This window comes from Deltaproteobacteria bacterium, from assembly GCA_016874775.1.
In the GTDB taxonomy this organism is placed as follows: domain Bacteria; phylum Desulfobacterota; class Binatia; order Bin18; family Bin18; genus VGTJ01.
Window position 1 is genome coordinate 24060 of sequence record VGTJ01000025.1, and the last position, 18644, is coordinate 42703.

At 52.4% G+C, this 18644-nt stretch carries 16 protein-coding genes; 10 read left to right on the forward strand and 6 right to left on the reverse strand.

Features of this window, described 5'->3' with window-relative positions; all coding sequences use genetic code 11:
* Position 1 precedes the first annotated feature (1 nt).
* The 5 genes from FJ147_06315 to FJ147_06335 form a co-directional block, all read right to left on the reverse strand.
* On the reverse strand, positions 2-397 hold the full coding sequence (locus tag FJ147_06315) for a glycine zipper 2TM domain-containing protein (protein ID MBM4255497.1): 396 nt from the start codon (positions 395-397) through the stop codon (positions 2-4).
* Positions 398-462: 65 nt separating this feature from the next.
* The gene (locus tag FJ147_06320) at positions 463-1365 is read right to left on the reverse strand and encodes a hypothetical protein (protein MBM4255498.1); all 903 of its coding nucleotides are present in this window, start codon (positions 1363-1365) and stop codon (positions 463-465) included.
* Between the two features lie 345 nt (positions 1366-1710).
* Positions 1711-2067 carry a DUF3106 domain-containing protein gene (locus tag FJ147_06325; GenBank protein MBM4255499.1) on the reverse strand — a complete coding sequence of 119 codons (357 nt, stop codon included), beginning with the start codon at positions 2065-2067 and terminating at the stop codon, positions 1711-1713.
* A gap of 27 nt (positions 2068-2094) precedes the next feature.
* Positions 2095-2856, reverse strand: coding sequence for a hypothetical protein (locus tag FJ147_06330; GenBank protein MBM4255500.1), 762 nt, complete (start codon positions 2854-2856; stop codon positions 2095-2097).
* Positions 2819-3436 (reverse strand): RNA polymerase sigma factor, encoded by a 618-nt coding sequence (locus tag FJ147_06335; GenBank protein MBM4255501.1) that lies wholly within the window; start codon positions 3434-3436, stop codon positions 2819-2821. The genes FJ147_06330 and FJ147_06335 overlap by 38 nt, the downstream gene beginning before the upstream one ends.
* A 213-nt stretch (positions 3437-3649) precedes the next feature.
* On the opposite strand from FJ147_06335, the gene FJ147_06340 reads away from it, so the two are divergent.
* The 8 genes from FJ147_06340 (at position 3650) to FJ147_06375 (ending at position 15475) form a co-directional block, all read left to right on the forward strand.
* The gene (locus FJ147_06340) at positions 3650-5266 is read left to right on the forward strand and encodes a PAS domain S-box protein (GenBank protein ID MBM4255502.1); all 1617 of its coding nucleotides are present in this window, start codon (positions 3650-3652) and stop codon (positions 5264-5266) included.
* Positions 5267-5287: 21 nt separating this feature from the next.
* Positions 5288-6667 (forward strand): sigma-54-dependent Fis family transcriptional regulator, encoded by a 1380-nt coding sequence (locus FJ147_06345; GenBank protein ID MBM4255503.1) that lies wholly within the window; start codon positions 5288-5290, stop codon positions 6665-6667.
* 18 nt (positions 6668-6685) lie between these two features.
* Positions 6686-7897 (forward strand): CoA transferase, encoded by a 1212-nt coding sequence (locus tag FJ147_06350; GenBank protein MBM4255504.1) that lies wholly within the window; start codon positions 6686-6688, stop codon positions 7895-7897.
* Positions 7898-7997: 100 nt separating this feature from the next.
* On the forward strand, positions 7998-9845 hold the full coding sequence (hflB, locus tag FJ147_06355; GenBank protein ID MBM4255505.1) for an ATP-dependent zinc metalloprotease FtsH: 1848 nt from the start codon (positions 7998-8000) through the stop codon (positions 9843-9845).
* A 54-nt stretch (positions 9846-9899) separates the two neighbouring features.
* Positions 9900-10787: a phosphoribosylaminoimidazolesuccinocarboxamide synthase gene (locus FJ147_06360; protein ID MBM4255506.1), complete on the forward strand. Its 888-nt coding sequence runs from the start codon at positions 9900-9902 to the stop codon at positions 10785-10787.
* Complete coding sequence (locus FJ147_06365) at positions 10784-12007, forward strand: CoA transferase (protein MBM4255507.1); 1224 nt, start codon at positions 10784-10786, stop codon at positions 12005-12007. Before FJ147_06360 ends, FJ147_06365 begins: the two co-directional genes overlap by 4 nt.
* Before the next feature lie 137 nt (positions 12008-12144).
* Positions 12145-12918 (forward strand): alpha/beta hydrolase, encoded by a 774-nt coding sequence (locus tag FJ147_06370; protein MBM4255508.1) that lies wholly within the window; start codon positions 12145-12147, stop codon positions 12916-12918.
* 181 nt (positions 12919-13099) lie between these two features.
* The gene (locus FJ147_06375) at positions 13100-15475 is read left to right on the forward strand and encodes a PBP1A family penicillin-binding protein (GenBank protein MBM4255509.1); all 2376 of its coding nucleotides are present in this window, start codon (positions 13100-13102) and stop codon (positions 15473-15475) included.
* A gap of 277 nt (positions 15476-15752) precedes the next feature.
* Here FJ147_06375 and FJ147_06380 read toward each other — a convergent pair whose 3' ends face one another.
* Positions 15753-16784 carry a histone deacetylase gene (locus FJ147_06380; protein MBM4255510.1) on the reverse strand — a complete coding sequence of 344 codons (1032 nt, stop codon included), beginning with the start codon at positions 16782-16784 and terminating at the stop codon, positions 15753-15755.
* Positions 16785-16960: 176 nt separating this feature from the next.
* Here FJ147_06380 and FJ147_06385 point away from each other — a divergent pair, with 176 nt between their 5' ends.
* The gene (locus tag FJ147_06385; protein MBM4255511.1) at positions 16961-17815 is read left to right on the forward strand and encodes an ABC transporter permease; all 855 of its coding nucleotides are present in this window, start codon (positions 16961-16963) and stop codon (positions 17813-17815) included.
* Positions 17816-17831: 16 nt separating this feature from the next.
* Entirely contained in the window at positions 17832-18515 is a 684-nt protein-coding gene (locus FJ147_06390; protein MBM4255512.1) for an ABC transporter ATP-binding protein, read from the forward strand.
* Positions 18516-18644 lie beyond the last annotated feature (129 nt).

An 18644-nucleotide genomic window follows, 5' to 3' on the forward strand; every position in this document is an offset into this window, starting at 1 on the left:
GTTAGTAACGGTCATAGTCACGATCATAACTACGGGAACATCGGTCGTAACTGCGCGAATCATAATCGTCATCATACGACCGATTTCTGCGCAGGTCATCAATTTCGCGCCGTTGTCGCTCAAGTTCGCGCCGTTGCTCTTCTGCTTCGCGTGTTTGCGCTTCTTGTCGTTGATATTGTCCTTCCATTTGGTCACCAAGGGCAGCACCACCAAGCGCTCCAAGTCCACCACCGATTAACGCGCCTCGTCCCGGACGTCCGAGCGCACTCCCAATGATAGCTCCGGTTCCCGCACCCAAGACACCACCGGTAAGGGTTGACCGCTCGCGCTGGGTCATTGGAGCCGAACAGCCACCAAGTAAGGCAGCAAGGCTAAGTACGCTAATCAATCGTTTCATGGACGTATCCTCCTCTTTCTATGAGAGACGGTTCTTATCTGAATCAGTCTGCTGTTGTGTCTGCGTTAGTTTTCGATGACAACTTCCACACGTCGGTTCTTGGCGCGTCCGCTGGGGTTGTCAGAGCCGTCAGCGTTAGTATTCGGAGCAACCGGGTACTTCTCGCCATAGCCACGTGCGGAGAGCTTGCTGTCAGCGACACCGTTATACGCGAGTTCGTGCGCGACAGTCTGAGCGCGATTCTGAGAAAGCGTCATATTGAAGGGCTCACTACCAATCGCATCAGCATGTCCTTCGATCGATACACGGCGGTTGTTTGCACGTTTCTTCAGCACGTTGGCGATGTAGGCAACTTTATCTTGTGCACTATTTGTGAGATTCGCTTTTTTATATTCAAATAGCACGTCAGGAAGGTTGACGACGACGCCCCGCTCAGTCTCGCGGGCGTCTAAGCGTTTGCGTTTCAGTTCTTCGATCAACTGTCGGTTGCGGGCAATTTCCTGCCGCTGGTTTTCGAGCACCTGATCGTGTTCGTCGAGCGTAGCGTCTTGTCCCTCAACCTGTCGTCCCGCCACATATCCACCGAGAGCGCCAAGGCCGCCGCCAATGAGGGCGCCACGACCAGCTCTGCCTTTATGACTGCCGATAATGGCACCACTTCCCGCACCAAGAACAGCACCAGTGATAGCTCCCATCGTCGATTTACTCATGCCAAAAGGCGTGCCGTAAGCGTTTGGGGAGCGCGAGCTGTACGGTGACTGCGTTCGAGGTTCAGGCGTACGATACGATGGTTGTTCTTCACGCTCCTCCCGATCGTAACGATCATAGTCTCGATCTTGATAACGATCGGAGGTGCGCGAAGTTCCCCGCTCATAGTCGTAACTCTGCGCAAAGACTGGAACCGACGAGGTCAGCATGAAACCGAGGGTCAGTCCGGAGACAGTTCGCACAGTATCTGAACGTTTCATCGTGTTCTTTTCTCCTCCCTTCTCGCGACGGGTTCTCGTGTAGCGAGAAGTAGTGAGAAAAACACGACCCAAGCGGAAAAGTTGCTCTGGGTTACGGATGGGGAAAAAAGCTGCCGGTCTTTGTCATTCTGAGGAGTGTCGCGACGAAGAATCTCTCCTCATTCCACTCCCTTTCAGTATGAGAGATTCTTCACTTCGTGCAGAATGACATGTTCGTGACAATGCTCGGAGCGATGCCGCATGTCTTTGTAGGATTGTTCGCCAACAGGTTCGTCTTTCGTAGGGGCGTCGCATGCGACGCCCCTACTTTGCAGAGGGTTACAGAGATGGACCGTGGGGTACGTCCTACTCGTGTGGTTGAGAACGCCAGTGCTTATAGCGACGTGAAAAGTCTTCTTTCTGGTCAGAGTTCATGTCGCGATAACGTCGGTAATTCCGGCGCAGTCGATCTCGTTCTTCACTGGGCAGTTGCTGCCATTGATGATAGCGATCTTCCAATGCTCGTTTCCGCTCTGGGGGGAGCTTCTGAAAGCGGCGGTAGTTATCTAGCGCTCGCGACTGTTCTTGTGGTGACAGTTCATACCAGTCCTGCCCAATGAAATGCACGGAGGGGAGGTTCTGGGCTTGCGTTAGCGGCTTGAGTGGCCACAGCGCAAACATTCCACCTGCGAGGACGGCAGTCAGCGATAATTTCACCAGCATGGATCTCACTGCATGTTCCTCCCTATCTTACCCACGGTGTTTTTCATCTCCATCCGGGGGCGCATCGAGCACGGTCTCGAGATTTTTCAACTCCTCCATCTTCTGCAACACCGGATAGTTAGCGAAAAAACCAGGATTGTCCAATACATCCTTAGGAATGTCACTTTCAGCAATACTCATGGGTGGGTCCTCAGGAAGTTGAACCGCGGCGATTTCATCAAAGCGCGACAGCTTCTCTAAATCAGCGATGACGCGATAATTCACGAACAACTCGAGTTTCTCTTGCACCAGTGCAGGGACATCAGTTGATTGTCCTGGTGGGACTGGTGTGAGGATTGGTCGTGTCTGTCCTGGTTGCGACTGAGTTCCAGTCGTTGGTTTGGTTGTCTCCGAGCCACGATCAGACACGATATAGCCGAAGAAAATGAGGATGCTTGCTGCACCAGCCAAGGCCGGGGCGAGTTGCCATCCGCTCATTGACTCACGCCATTCACGCCACCATCGCACGAGACGACCTTCCTGCACCGGAGCCGGGCGTTTTTCTTGTTCAAGTCGCTGCCAGAACGTGGCGGTAAACTCTGGCGATGGTGTCACCCGTTCGACTTGCGTGATGAATAATGTGTTAATCCGTGCCAACTGAGCAACTTCCCGGCTGCAGGCCGAACACGTGCTGAGATGCGCAGTAATCTGTGTTCGGTCCTCCTCCGGTAATTCGCCATCACAGTAGGCGACTAATTCTTCTCGAATTTCTTCACAGGTCATAAGCATCCACGATGTCTTTGAGTCCATCCTTGAGGCTCTGGGTCGCACGAAAGACGAGGCTTTTGACCGCTTTCTCCGTCACACCGAGTACCTCTGCTACCTCTTGGTACGACAGACCCTCAAGTCGACTCAGGGTTAAGGCGGTCCGCTGGGTTTCCGGCAGCCGCCGCAAAATTTTTGTGATTCTTGCTGACGCTTGTTTCGCCGCAAGAACATCTTCGCCTTTATCATGATGAGTATCGGGTAATTCCCGTTCTCGTTCATCTCCGTCACTATCTTCTTTGGGGCTAATGGATTCGACGGTGACACGATACTCGCCTTTACGAACTTCGTTCAAGCAATGGTTATGGGCGATCTTGAATAACCACGTCGAAAACTTAGCCTTGGGTTCATAACGTTGTTGCCAGCGATAAACTTGTAAAAAAACCTCCTGCGTAATTTCTTCGGCGCGTGCACGATTGCCGAGAAAATGAAAGGCAAAATTGACCACTGACGGTGTGTACTTTTGAAAGAGTTGCTGAAACGCTTCCTGACTACCCCGCTGGAAACGCAACATCAACTGTACATCCGGATCTTCGTGTGGGGCAATCTGCTCTTTCTGTTCCATTGAACACTCGTAGGGGCAAAAAGTCTCGCGTGGCGTAAGGGTTTGTGCTGACTCGGTGGGATAATCTTTGGTGCTGCCCTCGCTACCATATCGAGGAGAGCGCGAAAAATGAAGTGACCCCTGGGCTTAGAGCAAGAGAGGTCATTCTGTCGAGGAAAAGGGGGATTGTCACAACTGGGGACGAACGCTAGGCACAAGAGAAAGAGGAACGATATGCAACCATTGTTTGAAGAATCGCTGGAAGATCATCTGAGCCGCGTTGAACGGTATATGGATGGATGCGAGCTGTTACGCTTTTCGCGGACCCGTAGTCTTTTACGGACCGAACTTGCGGCGTTTATCCGCGGACATGCTGTGGCCGTCGTCGATGAATGGGTGCAGTTGATTGCCGTGACTTTTTCTCTTCCGGTTGAACACATTCCAGAAACCCAACAGAATCAATACGATGCCTTGCTTCGTTGGGCGCGGCACATTGAGAATCCGGGTGATATCGAGACGTATGTGTATCTGCGCGAGCATGCCCGACATGGATTTATTTCCCATTCACCCCCGTCTCGCTTTTTGTCTGGTCAGATGAAGATTCGCGACTTGATCGTCGAACGGTTGCGAAAAGTCTACGCAACAGATCGCAAGCGCTTGGTAGAGCTGATCAACTTGCTAGATCAAGAATTCTCTGAACGAATGTTGCATATCACTGACTTCTTCGTTGAAGCTCGTGAAGAAGCCCTCCGTGACGAAGAGGAGAGCCATCGCAAGGCAGTGGATAATTCTCCGGCCCCCATTTTTAGTATCAATTGCCATGATGGAACGATTCTCCATGCGAATCGTGAGGCCGAGAAGGTAACCGGATTTTCACGGGAAGAACTCAGAGGGCGTCCTATCTGGGAGTTACATCCTCAAGATGAAAGAGAGGAAGTGCGCCAACTGTGTCAACAGACCAATAGTCACGGGTACCTGAGCCGTGAAAACCTGCGTGTGTTGACCCAGGCTGGAGGAGTTGTTCCTGTGTCAGTCTATTTTGGTTGTATTGAACATCGGGATCGGAAAACTATCCAGGGAATATATCTTGATGTGACAAAACCGAAACGACTGGAGAGTCAGCTCATCCAATCAGAAAAAATGGCCGCTATCGGTCAATTGGCGGCTGGCATCGCACACGAACTCCGCAATCCGTTGGGCATTATTATGAATGCCCTCTATGACCTGAGTGAAATTATCGACTCCGATAATCCCGAAGTGCATGAAGATCTGCGCATTGCCAAAGATGAGATTGTGCGAGCCCAAGATATTATCAAGAACCTGTTAGAATTTTCCCACGAGAGTCGCGCCGAAATGGAAGAGGTCAACCTCAACGACCTCTTGCGCAAGACGTTACAGCTCATGGGCAAATATCTCCAAACCAACAACGTGAAAGTCGTCACGGCATTGGGAAAGATTGGCAACTGCACGGCTAATCAAAACGCGTTGCGCCAAGTTTTTCTGAACTTGATTACGAATGCGGTACAAGCGATGCCGCATGGTGGGGAATTGCGGATTCGTACTCAGCGAGACTCGGACAAACGGGTGATTCTTGCTTTTCAAGATACCGGAGTCGGGGTTGCTGAAGAGCACGTCCATCGGATTTTTGACCCCTTCTTCACGACGAAAGAACCTGGACAGGGAACGGGTTTGGGGCTTTCTGTCGTGCATTCGATACTGAAGCGCTACCACGGGAACATTACTGTTCGTAGTAAGGTTGGGGAAGGTTCCACGTTCTTGATTGAACTCCCCTGTCCCTGTGCCAATGAGAAACGTCGGAAAGAGAAGCGGGTGAGCGAGGCTCGCCTCTAATGTCGCCAGAGGAGGTGGATAATGGCCGCGCGGGTCCTACTGGTTGACGATGAGATCAACATGGCCAAAACGCAGGCGAAGATCTTGCAACGGAAAGGCTATGTAGTTGAAACGGCGGGGAATGGACGTGAGGCCCTACGTGTGTTGGGAGAAAATCCCTTCGATGTCGTGATCACCGATCTCAAAATGCCATCTATGGATGGCATGCAACTGCTACGCGAGATGAATGTAAAAGAGCGCGGCTGTGCTGTCATTGTGCTTACAGGGCACGGTACCATCGAGAGCGCGGTGGAGGCGATGCAGCACGGGGCTGCGGACTATCTGACCAAGCCGTGCAACCCAGACGAGCTGTTACTCAAGGTCGATAAACTCGTAGAGACGAAACGTTTGCGAGAGGAGGTTGAGCAACTCCGCCGTGAGATGCGGGCCTTCAAAAAGTTTGGTGAGTTGATTGGTCAAAGCCCGCAGATGCGCAACCTCTACTTGCTCATCGCAGCAGTGAGTGAGAATAAGAGCACCGTGTTGGTGACCGGCGAGAGCGGCACTGGTAAAGAGCTGGTCGCGCGGACCATCCATCGTCAAGCACCGTGGGCAGACCGTCCATTCGTTGCCATTAACTGTGGGGCGATGTCTGAGACGTTACTCGACAGCCAGCTGTTTGGTCATCGGCGCGGAGCGTTTACCGGGGCAATCGCCGATCACAACGGGGTTTTCCAAACCGCGAATGGTGGGACTCTTTTTCTTGACGAAATTTCCGAGATTCCGCTTTCTTTGCAAGTCAAGTTCTTGCGCGCAATCCAAGAAAAAGAAGTGACCCCACTGGGATCGAGCCGCCCGATAAAGGTCGATGTTCGCATCATTGCTGCTAGTAACCGTGACTTAGAAGATGCTGTTCGTAAAGGCATGTTTCGCGAAGACTTGTTCTATCGTCTCAATGTTGTCCCCATTCACCTTCCACCATTACGAGAACGACGAGAGGACATTCCGTTGTTGATCGAACATTTTGTGAATACCTTCAGTACAGAATATAAAGTCGCACCGAAAAAGATCGTTCCAGAAGCAATAGAGAAGCTCAATGCGTACGCATGGCCCGGCAACATTCGCGAACTGCAGAACGTGATTGAGCGCATGTTTGCGCTCTCGCGGAGTAGTGAGATTACGCTTGCCGATCTTCCTGCTCCCATCGCTGGGTTTGCGGAGAAGCCCCCCCAGTTTCATGATCGCGTTGAGTTACCTACTCTCGAAGAGATGGAGCGGTCTCTTATCGGTGCGGCATTACGAAAAAGTCAGGGAAACAAGAACGAAGCAGCGCGACTGCTTGCTATCGATCGTCAGCGCCTCTATCGCAAGATTGAAAAATACCAGCTTGACCAGGAGTCTTACTTGTCTGAAGTCGAGTGACACCCGGTGGTGCATTGTATGGTTGAGAAAATTCCTCGCGCACTCGCTGATCTTCGGGTGCTTGATCTTACTGACCTCAAAGGTGCGTTGTGTGCCAAATTGTTCGGTGATATGGGCGCGGATGTCATTAAGATCGAACCGCCGGGCGGTGATGCGATGCGTTCCATTGGTCCGTTCCTCGATAACCTTCCCCATCGTGATCGCAGTTTGCTCTACTGGTTTTACAACACCAGCAAACGAGGTGTGACCCTTGATCTGCAAGACCCCACTGGGCAAGACCTCTTTCGACAACTTGTAGCGAAGGTAGATGTTGTCATTGAGTCCTTTGCTCCAGGAACACTGGCAAAATGGGGATTGGGTTACGAAACGCTGAAGCAGCAGAATCCCCAACTCGTGCTGACTTCAATCTCTCCGTTCGGCCAAACTGGGCCATACCGTGACTACAAGAGTTCAGACACAGTTGCCGAGGCATTGGGGGGAATGATTTATACGAATGGCTTCTCTGACGATCCGCCGCTCCGGGCGTTAGGCTTGCAAGCGTATCACAGTGCGTCATTCTTTGCGGCTATTGGTACGATGTCGGCGCTCTGGGCGCGTGACACCGTCGGTGAAGGACAGTGGGTAGATGTGAGTATTCAAGAAGCCGCTGCGGCAGCGGTTGAACACGTCGCACCATTTTATCACCAGGGATTAGGAGTGCAGACTCGCCAGGGGAGTTTGCATTGGAGCCGATATTTTCGCGTCGCTCAGTGCAAAGACGGCTACATTATGCACTGCTCGCTGGGCGATTGGACGTCCTTGGTTGAATGGGTGAAATCTGACGACCAGGCGCGGGACTTAGGTGAGCCGCAATGGGAAGATCAGTTTTATCGCAAAGAGCATGCTGAACATCTGTTTGATGTGCTCGACGACTGGGCAAAGAACTATAGTGTTGCCGAGCTGATGGAAGGAGCGCAGCTTCGTCGCATTCCTTATGCCATGGTCCGCCCTCCAGAAGCACTGGTTGACGATCCACAGCTCAATGCCCGCGGATTCTTCTCCGAGGTCAATCATCCGGAATTAGGTCGCACTATTCGTTACCCTGGCGGCCCGTTTTTCTTTACCGTTTCACCGTGGCGTATTGCTCGTCGTCCTCCCTTGCTCGGAGAACACAATACCGAGGTTTATCGAGGAGAACTTGGTATCAGCGTCGACCGACTGAAGGAACTGGAGCAAGAGGAAGTGATCTGAGGGAAGGGTGCGGGTTCCTTGCTTGAGCCCGTGGAGACGTTCACAATAGGGCTTTCCTGTTTACTTTGCAGGCGATATTTGGGTATGGGGACACGCGCCTATGGATAAAAAGACAAAGTTTAATCTTTGGTACATCTTTATTGCGATTTGGGGAATAGTGATTCTGCACAGCTTGTGGGTACAGTATATGAACCCAGTTGAGCAAATTCCCTATAGCCAGTTTCAAACATATCTTGACCAAGGGAAAATCGAAGAGATCCGTATCGGACCTGACTCGATCCGTGGCAAGCTGACCGAAGCTCCCGAAGGGCACCCGAAACAGTTTGTTACTGTCCGTGTAGATCCGAATCTTGCCGACAAACTCGCGACGCACAAGGTCAAGTTCTCCGGCGAAATTGAAGATACCTTCCTTCACGACCTGCTTTCGTGGGTGTTGCCGACACTCCTGTTCTTTGGCTTGTGGATCTTCCTCATGCGCCGCTTTGCGCAACGTGAAGGATTGGGAGGTGGGTTTCTCGCTATTGGCAAGAGCAAAGCCAAAATTTACATGGAGAAGGATGTTAAAGTCACTTTCGGTGATGTTGCTGGCGTGGATGAGGCCAAGACAGAATTGCAAGAGGTTATCGAATTCCTGAAAACTCCAGAGAAATTCCGCCGTTTAGGCGGCAAGATTCCCAAGGGTATTTTGTTGGTCGGTCCTCCAGGAACAGGGAAAACGCTGCTAGCAAAAGCGGTCGCTGGAGAAGCGGCAGTTCCATTCTTTTCTATCAGTGGTTCGGAATTTGTCGAAATGTTTGTTGGCGTCGGTGCGGCACGGGTCCGTGACCTGTTCGTGCAAGCGAAACAGAAAGCGCCTTGTATCATCTTCATTGATGAACTTGACGCATTAGGCAAAGCGCGGGGTGTTGGTCCAATGGGACATGAGGAGCGTGAACAGACATTGAACCAACTGCTGGTTGAGATGGACGGGTTCGATGCACGTACCGGTGTCATCCTCATGGCAGCCACCAATCGCCCTGAAATTCTTGATCCTGCCCTGTTACGCGCTGGTCGCTTTGATCGCCAAGTCCTTGTTGATCGTCCCGATAAAATTGGTCGCTTGGCGATTCTCAAGTTGCATGCTCGCGAGGTACCCTTGGTCTCTGAAGAAGACCTCGACGTGATTGCCGCAATGACGCCGGGGTTTGCCGGAGCTGATCTAGCGAATATCGTCAACGAAGCGGCGCTGCTGGCCGTACGACGAGGGAAGGACAAAGTGAGCCTTTCTGAGTTGCAAGAAGCAGTTGAGCGCGTGATCGCTGGTTTGGAAAAAAAGAATCGTGTACTCAACAAAAAAGAAAAAGAACGGGTGGCACATCATGAGGTTGGACATGCGCTGGTGGCACTGGCCATTCCTGGCTCTGATACGGTACAGAAAATATCGATCATTCCGCGTGGAGTCGCGGCGTTGGGGTACACCTTGCAATTACCCACTGAAGATCGCTTTCTGATGACGCGATCAGAATTGGAGAACCGCATTGCCGTACTCTTGGGTGGACGTGTTGCTGAGGAGATTATTTATCGTGAGGTTTCTACGGGTGCGCGCGATGATTTGCTTAAAGCCACAGAGATCGCCAAAAGTATGATCAAAGCATACGGCATGAGCGAGAAGCTCGGAAAAGTGAGTTTTGATGGGGAACGTCAGCCGCTTTTTTTGCGCACCAATCCAGCACCCAGTAATGGCGACTATAGCGAGTCCACAGCCCAAGCTATTGATGCCGAAATGCGACGGATCATCGAAGAGCAGTATAGCCGAGTGACAACTCTGCTGACTGCGCAAGAGCAGATTCTTCGTGATGCCGCAGAAGTCTTGCTGCAGAAAGAAGTCATCACTGGTGATGAACTGCGAGAGATTGCAGCGCAGACGACTCCAGCTTCCCGGGTGGCTGCGTCTACGGCGTTACACTAATAGTGAGTACAAGGAACGAAAAAAGTCAAAAATAGAAATGGAGAGTAGCTATCCATGAGTACGTCAGTTGTTTTGTCTACTGCTATTGAGGGCCTTGCTCCACCACGTCGCGGCAAAGTGCGTGATATTTATGAACTAGAGGATTCCCTCCTCATTGTTGCCACCGATCGTGTGTCTACGTTTGATGTGGTTTTGCCTGACGGCATTCCACACAAGGGAAGAGTACTGACGCAGGTCTCACGGTTTTGGTGCAATCAGTTGTCGCATATTGTTCCTAACCATCTTGTGACAACTGAAGTGCAGGATTTTCCCGCGCCGTTTCGCTCGTATCGCGAGATGCTCGAAGGGCGCTCGATGCTGGTGAAAAAAGCCCAGCCATTGCCAGTCGAGTGTATCGTGCGTGGCTATCTGGCTGGCTCTGGCTGGCAAGAATATCGCGCGAGCGGCACGGTCTGTAGTATTCCGTTGCCGAAAGGATTACGCGAAAGTGAGCGACTTCCTGAACCCATTTTTACGCCGTCGACGAAAGCCGAAGCGGGCGCACATGATGAGAACATACCGTTCTCTGAAGTTGAACGGCTCGTCGGTGCACAGTTAGCTGCGCAAGTCCGTGATCTTAGCCTTGCTTTGTATCGTGCTGCACACGCGTACGCTGAGACCAAAGGGTTCTTCCTGGCAGACACCAAGTTTGAGTTCGGGATGCGCGATGGCAAAGTGTTGTTAATTGATGAAGCGTTTACTCCAGACTCATCGCGCTTTTGGCGAGCAGATGTCTATCAGCCTGGAGCGGCGCAAGAGAGTTACGATAAGCAAATTATTCGCAACTATCTCATCTCGTTAGGTTGGAATCGCAAGCCACCTGCACCGCATCTGCCGCCGGAGATTATTGCGCAAGCCGCAGCGCGGTATCAGGAGATTGCGGCGCGGTTGATGGGAAAATGATGAACCGCCGCGCCTTAGACGGCATCCGCATTCTTGATTTTACTTGGGTCGTCGCGGGGCCGGTTGCGACTCGCATTCTGGCCGACCAAGGCGCAGAGGTCATCAAGATCGAACGGCGAGATTCGCTTGATCTGGGCTCTCGCCGTGGTGGATTCACCGGCAATCTTTTCCGTGGTAAGCAGAGCACGGTCATCAATATGTCCGATCCGCGCGGACGTGACATCGCTCAGCAACTGGTCAACGTCTCTGATGTCGTGATCGACAACTTCAGTGCGCGGGTCATGCGCAACTGGGGCATGGATTACGAGAGCCTCAAGCAAATAAAGCCGGACATTATTGCTGTCAGCATGTCGGGCTTTGGCCATACTGGTCCGCATAAGGACTACGTCAGCTATGGACCAACATTGCAGGGGATGTCCGGCTATACATTGCTCATGCGTCATGAAGGCAAAGAACCTGCTGGATGGGGGTATTCGTATGCTGACATGTCCGGCGGGTATAGTGGTGCGCTCGCTGTGTTGATGGCGTTGTGGTATCGCCGACGCACCGGACAAGGCCAATTCGTTGACCTCTCACAATTTGAGACTATCTCCAGTGTAGTTGGCCCGTCATTGCTCGATATGCTTGTCAATAAAACCGCGAGTGCTCCCTTTGCTAATCGCTCTCAGGAAGCACCCGCCGCGCCGCATGGGGTGTATCGTTGTGCTGGTGACGATCGCTGGTGTGCGATTACGATTTTTACGGAAGAGCAGTGGCAGAGTTTTTGTCGCGCCTTGGGAAACCCCGAGTGGACGCATGATGCACGATTCGCCACACTTCCTTCACGCATCCTGCATCAAGAAAGTTTAGATCGCTATGTTGAAGCCTGGGCAACGCTGCATCCTGCCGAAGAAGTCATGACGCTGCTTCAACAAGCAGGAGTTCCGGCTGGTATTGTCGCCAATGCTGAGGACATGGACCTCGATCCGCAACTCCGCGCACGTGGCTATTGGGCTCATGTCAAAACTCCTGAAGGTGAGGAAGTTGTTCTTGATGGTCCACCGATAAAATGCTCGGTGACCCCAGGGTACATTGCCGCTCCTGGTCCACTACTTGGAGAACACACGGAATCAGTGCTCCATCACCTTTTGGGCTACTCTGTTGCTGATATCGAGAAACTGAAAGCTGACCGAGTGGTAGCATCGAATGCGGAGATTATGGCAGAACGACAAACGTCGTAGATGACAGGTTTCATTTTAGGTTACGGGTGACAGGGTACAGGGAACAGCGGAAAAATGAGAAGTGAGAAGTGAAGATCAGGCGGTTCCTTGAACCCTTGCCCGTCACTTGTTACCAGTAACCTAAAAAAGGAGGTTCTATGCCTTTCGCAAAAATTAACGGAATTGAGCTGTACTATGAAACGCACGGTAGCGGGCCAGCTTTGGTATTTGCGCATGGGGGAGGCGGAAGCCATCTGAGTTGGTGGCAGCAAGTGCCAGTTTTTTCCTCCCATTACACGGTTATCACCTTTGATCATCGTAGCTTTGGTCAATCTCGTGATATTCCGAACGGTCCAGGGCCGAACGCTTTTGTTGATGATCTCACTGGGCTTCTCGATCATCTCGGTATCCAGAAAGCGGCAGTCGCAGGGCAATCGATGGGTGGTTGGACGGTTTGTGGTTTTGCCGCAAAGCACCCAGAGCGTACCACCGCGTTGATCCTCTGTGATACGACTGGTGGGGTAGAGACGACCGCTACGGTGAAGTCCCACGCCAATATCCGAGAGCGTTCTCAGGGGAACCTCAAGCAGATTCTGGCGAATGCCTATGCCAAGAGTTTTCCCGAGCGCCAGCCTGCGCTGTGTTTTCTGTATCAACAGATTTCTGCGCTCAATACGCATGTCGCCTCCAATTTGGTGCCTATGCTCTTTAGCCTGAAACATGATGTGAGCCCGATCGTAAAGCACAAGACTCCGACACTCCTTGTGGTGGGCGAAGAAGACGTGCTTGCTCCCCCGCAGGTTATGGAGGGGATGACTGAGCGAATTCCGCACGCGCGGTTTGTAAAAATTCCCCAGGCCGGTCATTCCGCCTATTTTGAATGTCCCACCGAATTTAATCGCATCGTGGGTCAATTCCTCCGTGAAGTATAGTAAATGATCCGCCGTTTGGGAGAGATGTCACACTCCCTTGGATGTGCTCGCGAGAGTCGCTACAATGCGACCTTAGCGTTATTCCTGTATTAAGAGGAAGGAGAAGTTTGTAAAGAACGCACGTCTGGTGTCAGGTTGCTATCTCCCTTGGTGGGTCTGAGCGTTCCTTACATGTTGTTCCATGGCTAAGGAAAATTCGTCGGTTTCTCCATCGGCGCCGTCTCCTGGACGCCTTCGGCGCTTTTTTCGTCTCTTGTTTCGCTCTCTTGCCCTTGTCACTTTGATTGGCGGGACATTCGCTGCGTGGATATTTTATCAGGATCTTACCGGTGAATTACCGTCGATCGAGGGATTGGCGAGTTATGCGCCACCAGCGGTGACCCGTGTGTATGCGTGTGATAATGCCACCCTTCTTGGTGAATTCTATCTGCAGAAACGCTACCCGCTCGCGCTGGGAAAAATTCCGATCCTGCTGCAACGGGCATTCATTGCGGCAGAGGACAAAGAATTTTACCAACATCGGGGGGTGAACTTTTCGGCAATCACCCGTGCGTTTCTGACCAACTGGAACGAAGGGAAAACGGTGCAGGGCGGCAGCACCATTACTCAACAAATTGTGAAAACCGTCCTCCTCACGCCCGAGCGGAGTTATCGTCGGAAAATTCAGGAAATGATTCTTGCACTGCGATTGGAGCGCAAACTCAACAAAGAACAAATCCTCGAACTCTACCTCAACCAGATTTATCTTGGCAGCGGCGCCTATGGCGTCGAGGCTGCAGCGCGTGAGTATTTTAATAAAGGTGTAGGTGACCTGACGCTGCCAGAAATTGCCCTGATTGCTGGTCTTGCTCCTGCGCCAAGTGTGTACGACCCATTCAAGAACCTGGAAGGTGCGAAACATCGGCAACGCTATGTGCTCGAACGGATGATGGAAGAGCGGTACGTTTCCTACGCCCAAGGGATGACTGCTTGGCAAGAACAGGTGACTCCAACACAGGCACCGCCACCTTCGTATACTGGACTGGCGCCCTATTACGTTGAGCATGTGCGACAAATTCTCGAACGCCGCTATGGAGCTGATGCTCCTGAAAAGCTGGGACTTGAGGTGTTCACTACCGTCGACCTCAGCTTACAACGGCTGGCAGAAAAAGCTTTTCGCAATGGAATCGACGCGTTGTGTAAACGAGAAGGGATATGTCGACGGAAAGATGGCAATCGAGTTGATGGTGGAATGCTTGCGGTTGATCTGACCACCGGGCAAGTAAAAGCGATGGTTGGGGGGTATGATTTTAATCGTAGTCAGTACAACCGCGCCACACAGTCAAAACGTCAGCCTGGTTCAGTCTTCAAGCCGATCGTCTATGCTGCGGCGCTAGATCACGGCTATACTCCAGCATCGATCGTCAAAGATGCTCCGGTCAGTTTTCGTGATGGTCGTGGCAAACGCTGGTCTCCGGCAAACGCTGACCGCGCCTATCGGGGGCCAATTCGTTTACGAGAAGCGTTAACGTTCTCGCGTAATGTGCCAACTGTGCGGATCGCCGACAATATCGGTCTCCCCTATCTTCTGTCCTATGCCCATAAAATCGGTATCACTACACCGTTAGCGCCCAATTTATCGGCTGCACTCGGCACTGGCGAAGTATCTTTGCTGGAAATGGCTCGTGCCTACGGGGTGTTTGCCACTGGGGGGACGCTCTTTGATCCGATCTTTATCTCGAAGATCACAGATAGTAATGGTACTGTCGTCAATGAAGGGACCTTTACTCGAACCCCGGTCATTTCCCAAGAAACTGCGTATCTCGTTACCAGCATGCTCAAGAGTGTGATTGAGCGGGGAACCGGAAAAGCGGCACTTGCACTTGAACGCCCTGCTGCTGGCAAGACGGGAACGACAAACGATTACGAAGATGCGTGGTTCGTTGGCTATACTCCTGAGATGCTGTGTGGAGTATGGGTTGGCTTTGATCAAAAACGCCCCCTCGGGTCTGGAGAAACCGGAGGAAAAGTCGCCGCACCTATTTGGACTGCATTCATGAAAGAAGCGCTGACTGATCATCCAGTTAATGATTTCCACATGCCGGATGAAATTACTTTCGCACATATCAATCCAGCAACGGGCAAGCGAGCAACGGCGACATCCTCGAAGGCGATCTTAGAGATCTTCGCGCGCGGGACTGAGCCACAACTCCCACAACCGCCCCCACCACCAGTGGCAATTGCCGATGCGAATAGTCCTTTCCCAATTGGGACAGCTTCCCCTCGTCCGATACAAGAACCCGCAGTGGTGACAGCTCCGTCAATCACTCCAGAGGTGCAAATGCCCTCTGCCACAGTTGTGAGACGAAGCGAGCCCGCTCTGCGACAACCTGAACCCTCTGTGGTGGAAGCACCTGAACCTGATGCGACCTCTGAGACGGAAGAGACTATTGAGACAACGGCAACACCAGATACGATCGTACCAGAAGCGAATGCTGACGTAGGGGCAAGTGTTGTCGACACGACTCCGCCCGAAAACAGTGATAGTGACCAGGAGCCAGTGCCGAACGCGAACTGACTAATGAGAAAAGAGTGATAGGCGCTAGGGAAACAGCTCCTGCCCACGCCTTCATTAGGTGGAAGCCTCAGTTGCTTAAAGTTTTTCCTGTCGCCTGTGGACTAATAGATGACCACAGCAATTTTGACAGGTGAACAGTCAAGGGTGCAACGAGATTGCTGCGCTGCGCTCGCAATGACTCCCACCCTCGTCATTGCGAGGAGCGGAGCGACGAAGCAATCTCAACCTGTCAGAATCTCTGTGGCGAATCACTAGAGCCTAACGTCTATGTCTTTGGTTAGAGCTTTGGCAATTCCCAATAGCGATCGTGTACTTTCTGGACCGGTGCAGTGATGCCTTGAGGAGTGTAGGAAGGTACACTCGCTGTGAGATTTTCTCCTCCCAGCTCCTCGATGACGTGAAAGACCGACTTTTGCAGACCCTCTAGATCATAGCCGCCTTCCAGCAGGGCAACACATCGGCCTCGCGCATGGTCCTGGGCGATACGTAAAAGTATCCGTGCCATAGTGCCGAATCCCGCTTCAGTGACTTGCATTCCACCCAAAGGGTCGCGCACGTGCGCATCAAACCCTGCAGAAATGATGACAAATTCGGGATCAAACTGGCGACAAATTGGCTCAATAGCGAACTCGAAGACTTCTTGATACTCTGCATCCCCACACCCGGATGAAAGTGGCAGATTGAGCGTATACCCTTCTCCCTGCCCGTGGCCCACCTCATTGAGGGCCCCTGTCCCTGGATAGTATGGATATTGGTGAGTAGAGACGTATAGTACTCCCGGGTCGTCATCGAAGCTATGTTGGGTGCCATTGCCATGATGCACATCCCAATCCATGACTAACACCCGTTTCAAGCCAAAGCGTTCACGGAGATATTGCGCACCGATGGCGGCACTGTTGAACAGACAAAAGCCCATCGCACGATTCCGGTCGGCATGATGGCCAGGCGGGCGAACCAAGGCAAAGCCATTGTCGATCTCGTGGTCCATCACGGCGTCAAGAAGCGTAAGGAGGCCACCAGTGGCGAGCAAGGCCGTGGCATAGGATTGTGAAGAGACTGGAGTATCCGCATCGAAAGAGAAGCGCTCATGTTCTGCAGTTGCTGCGACGTGACCCACATGCGCCGTATCATGGATCAGGGCGACTTCTTCCGGGGTCGCGAGTCGAGGAGCCATACGCTGGAGTCCCAGACGTTGAGCTTGGCTGATGGGGTCAAGTAACGTCGTAATGCGTGCGGGCCGCTCTGGATGGTTGCGACCGGGGTTATGATCTTGATAGCGAGAATCTAAAACGATACCGGTACGGAGCATAGCGTGTCCTCTTTTCTTCACTCTCAGACGTGAGAGTACGCAACCTACCTCATTCTCTCAAGAGCTGAGGTCTGTCTTCTCTGATTTGCGCGCTCTCCGTTGCCCCGATTCGTCTTTCACCTGCTCTTGCCCCCCTGCGCAGCTCGTCACTTTCTGGTAAGGAACAGGGCTACTGCATGCTTAATACAGTTTCGGTAGACAAGAGCCGCGCTACGGTGGAACCCTCGCTTCCCGGGGGATCAAACCGAGCGCTCTTGACTGATATGATCCGCACGGTGCAACTCTGGCCAGTGTGGGTGCGACTAGGGATACAAGATGTGAGATTGCGATTTCGTCGCTCGACACTAGGCGTCGCGTGGATCTTCTTGAATCTCGCGGTCATGATTGGAGCGGTAGGGCTCGTCTACAGTCACCTGCTTGGCCAGGAACTTCATGAGTTCTTACCATTTCTGACGGTTGGCGTGATTACTTGGGGATATTTGACCGCTTCGATCGTCGAAGGAGGAAATGCCTTTATCTCGGCAGAAGGATATATTAAGCAAATTGGACTGCCGATTCCCATCTATGTCCTGCGCTCCTTTGTCAGTATATCAGTGGTCATGTTCTTGAGTTTACTGGCCTATTTTGTCGTGGCAGTGGTATATAACGTGAGTTTCTCGCTTGGCGCGTTGTGGGCGGTGCCAGGATTGTTACTAGTCGGATGTGTTGCCCTGCTCTTTGTCGCCACGTTCGCGTACCTCAACGCGCGTTTCCGTGATGCGGTTCATCTTGCCGGTGCTGTCTTGCAGGTCTTATTTTATGTGACTCCGGTCATTTGGCCGCCAGAAGCCTTGCGTGATAAAGGGATGCCCTGGGTGATAGACTGCAACCCTTTTTATCATCTCCTCGAAGTTGTCCGGCAGCCGTTGCTCCGCTCTGAACCGGCTACGGCGATGAACTACCTCGTGGTAGGTGGCTTTATCCTTGGGCTCGCTCTTGTCTCCTGGCAATGTGCGCGGCATTATCACCAGCGCGTGGTGTATTTCCTTTAAGTGAATGAGTCTCAGCATGGCGCAGATCGTTCTTCGTGATGTTGGTGTTGACTTCAAGGTTGATGTTGAAGCTTCGCGGACGCTCAAGTCAGCAGCCGCACGGCTTTTTCGCCCTCGCCGTAGCACTGCCCGTGTGATTCACGCACTCCGTGGGGTCACTTTTTCCATTGCTGCGGGTGAACGCGTAGGGTTAATCGGACACAATGGGGCTGGGAAAAGTACGCTGCTGAAGGTGTTAGCCAGGATTTATCCACCGCAGCATGGAGAGGTGCAGGTCTCAGGGCATGTGTGTCCGCTCTTTGAGTTTGCCACGGGATTCGAGATGGAAGCCACTGGCTGGGACAACATTCGAACTCGTGCCTTGTTGCTAGGGATGGCGTCCCGCGAGATTGAAACCAAGCTTGATGATATTGCCCAATTTACCGGGCTTGGCGAGTTTCTTGACTTGCCAGTGCGGTGTTATTCTTCTGGCATGTTACTACGGCTCGCGTTCGCTACCTCGACAGCGGTCGACCCTCAAATTCTCCTCTTGGATGAAGTGATGGCAGCAGGAGACGCCGCGTTTATCGACAGCGCACGCCGACGGATGAACGCGCTGATGGAACGTGCGCATATCGTGGTTTTTGCCACCCACAGACTGGCCTGGTGCAAAGACGCCTCACGCTGCCTGTTGAAAGTGGACCTGCTTTTCTTCCGCTAGCGTGAGCTGGCGGAAGGCCTGTTGGCGTTGGGCCTGGAGCGACGGCCCCAGGTGCTGCTGGCACCACTGCCGGACTTGTGTGGTAGAAACCGTCGCCAGTGCGTCTCGAATCACTTCGGGTGTAGTGGA